The 2,811-nt window shown below is 62.0% G+C and carries 3 protein-coding genes; all 3 read left to right on the forward strand.

Features of this window, described 5'->3' with window-relative positions; translation table 11 throughout:
• A partial coding sequence (locus AC5Y7V_RS31265; RefSeq protein WP_329800073.1) for a type 2 periplasmic-binding domain-containing protein occupies positions 1-637 on the forward strand: 637 nt, incomplete at its 5' end.
• Positions 634-1,881 carry an acyl-CoA dehydrogenase family protein gene (locus AC5Y7V_RS31270; RefSeq protein ID WP_071289705.1) on the forward strand — a complete coding sequence of 416 codons (1,248 nt, stop codon included), beginning with the start codon at positions 634-636 and terminating at the stop codon, positions 1,879-1,881. The genes AC5Y7V_RS31265 and AC5Y7V_RS31270, both read left to right, overlap by 4 nt.
• A gap of 273 nt (positions 1,882-2,154) precedes the next feature.
• Positions 2,155-2,748 (forward strand): TetR/AcrR family transcriptional regulator, encoded by a 594-nt coding sequence (locus AC5Y7V_RS31275; RefSeq protein WP_071289706.1) that lies wholly within the window; start codon positions 2,155-2,157, stop codon positions 2,746-2,748.
• Positions 2,749-2,811: the final 63 nt, after the last annotated feature.

Consider the following 2,811-nt stretch of genomic DNA (forward strand, 5'->3'; position numbering starts at 1 on the left):
GGCGCGGGGACTTTTGCAGACCCTGCACATCGGGGGGATAGGGGTCGACGACGTCGAGTTGGTGCGTATCGAAAGCCCTGGCGTCGACGTGCCCGAAGAGCGGCTGGAAGCAGCGGCCAGTGTCAAAGGCGCTGACCTGTTTCCCGACGTGGCCGGCCACCAGAGGGACATCCTGGATAGCGGCAACGTTGATGCGCTGTTCACCTGGTTGCCCTGGGCGGCGGAGTTAGAAGATCTCAGCGGAGCGCGGGTGCTCGCCGATCTCGGCGATGACCAACGAAGCCGGTATGCCAGTGTCTGGACGGTCAGCGCTCAGCTGGTTGACGAGCGACCCGACCTGGTGCAACGACTCGTCGACGCGGCGGTCCAAGCCAGCCGTTGGGCACAGGCCCATCCCGAGGAAACCGTTGGCATCCATGCCGCCAACCTCGGGGTCGCGCCCTCGGCGATCGGACGCGGTTTCGGCGCTGATTTCGCCCAACATCTGATCCCACGGCTTGACGACTCGGCACTGGCCGTTGTCGACCAAACTCAACAGTTCCTCCTCGACCACAATCTCCTCGACCATCCGGTGGACCTCACGCAGTGGGCGGCACCGCAATTCCTCACTCAATCCACGACTGGAGACCAGCAATGACCCTGACCGATGACACCGCCACGGCACAGAACAATAGGAATGGCGACCCCATCGAGGTGGCGCGCGAGCTGACGCGAAAGTGGCAAGCTACCGTCGTCGAGCGCGACAAGGCTGGTGGTTCGGCGACAGAAGAGCGTGAGGATCTACGCGCCAGTGGGCTGCTCTCGGTGACCGTTCCCCGGCACCTGGGCGGTTGGGGAGCCGACTGGCCTACCGCTCTGGAAGTGGTGCGTGAGATCGCCAAGGTCGATGGATCGCTGGGCCACTTGTTCGGATACCACCTCAGCACCCCAGCCGTTATTGATCTGTGGGGTTCACCCGAGCAAAGTGAACGCCTACTTCGTCAACTGGCCGAAAACAACTGGTGGACCGGGAACGCCTCCAGCGAGAACAACAGCCACATCCTCGAATGGAAGGTAACTGCCACCCCGACCGACGACGGCGGGTACCTTCTCAACGGTATCAAGCACTTCAGCAGTGGAGCCAAGGGCTCAGATCTGCTCTTGGTGTTCGGCGTGATACCGGAGGGTTCCCCACAGCAAGGCGCCATCGTTGCCGCGGCCATTCCCACCACCAGAGAAGGCGTTCAAACAAACGACGACTGGCAGGCGCTAGGGATGCGGCGCACCGACAGCGGCACCACCGAATTCCACAACGTCGTAGTCCGTCCCGACGAGGTGCTGGGCAAACCCAATGCCGTTGTCGAGGCGTTCCTGGCGTCCGGGCGCGGCAGCCTATTCGGCCCGATCGTGCAGTTGGTGTTCGCAACGGTGTATCTGGGGATCGCGCGTGGTGCGCTCGAAACAGCGCGCGAGTACACCCGAACGCAGGCACGCCCCTGGACGCCGGCTGGGGTTACTCAAGCCGTCGAGGATCCGTACACCATTCGCAGCTACGGCGAATTCGGTATCGAACTACAGGCTGGCGATGCTGCAGCACGTGAGGCTGCGCAGCTGCTACAGACCGCGTGGGACAAAGGTGACGCATTAACTCCACAAGAACGCGGCGAACTCACGGTACAGGTAGCCGGAGTCAAAGCCATAGCCACCAAAGCGGGCCTGGACGTGACCAGCCGAATTTTCGAGGTCATCGGTGCCCGGGGAACCCACCCAAACTATGGATTCGACCGGTTCTGGCGCAACATCCGCACCCACACGCTGCACGATCCCGTCTCTTACAAGATCGCTGAAGTCGGAAACTACGTCCTTAACCAGCGCTACCCGATACCCGGTTTCACTTCCTGACTCCAGGACCGCGCTGCCGGGCACGCGTTAATGCCTGAGAACGGTGGGTCCGTCTGACACAATGGTGGCCGACGGACCCACCCGTTCTCAGGGCAACACTGCCATGTTGGGTGAGTACAGGACAACGCGAGTACTGCAAACCTCCAGATGACAATGATCGTCCAAGTCCGGCGCCGTCTCGTCTCTAGCGACCGTTTTCGAAGAATGGGAGCGCGATTTGGTAGGGGGAACGGGGATCCGATCTCACCGAGAAGCGCGCGCACTCGACAACCGATGACCGCGACAACCGACCCGGACGCAGAACCCGCGTGGTCGCCCCGCGAGAGCGAGCTACTGGGGGTGGCATTGGGTGTCCTGCAGGAGCATGGGTACCACGGCTTAACAGTGGAGGCCGTGGCGGTCGCCGCTCATGCCAGTAAAGCTACCGTCTATCGACGCTGGCCCTCGAAATCTGAGCTGATACTGGCGGCCGTCAGCGAAGGCACCCGTCAGAACGCTGTTGCACCCAACACCGGCACCCTGCGCGGCGACTTGTTGTGTCTTGGCCAGATTATCTGCGAACAGGGCCGAGAACATGCCGGAACCATCCGAGCGGTGCTCGTCGAGATGTCCTGCAATCCCGCGCTCAACAACGTTATGCAAGACCGGTTCCTTCATGAACACAGAGCTCTGGTCTGGCACGTCCTGCAGCAGGCGATCCGTCGCGGCGAGATCGGCGCGGCGGCGGTCAACGACGAGCTTTACGATCTGTTGCCGGGCTACCTGATCTTCCGGTGCATCTTTTCCGACCGACCCCCGACCCCTCCCACCATCGAAGCTCTGGTCGACAAAGCGCTGCTCCCGAGACTCATCTCAGCAACTGAATAACTCCCCTCGACATCGGGGTCACGGTCAGGGACTGGGACCGTCAAGTTTTCTGGGTCTGTCCGG

This window comes from Mycobacterium sp. NGS34 (genome assembly GCF_059812845.1).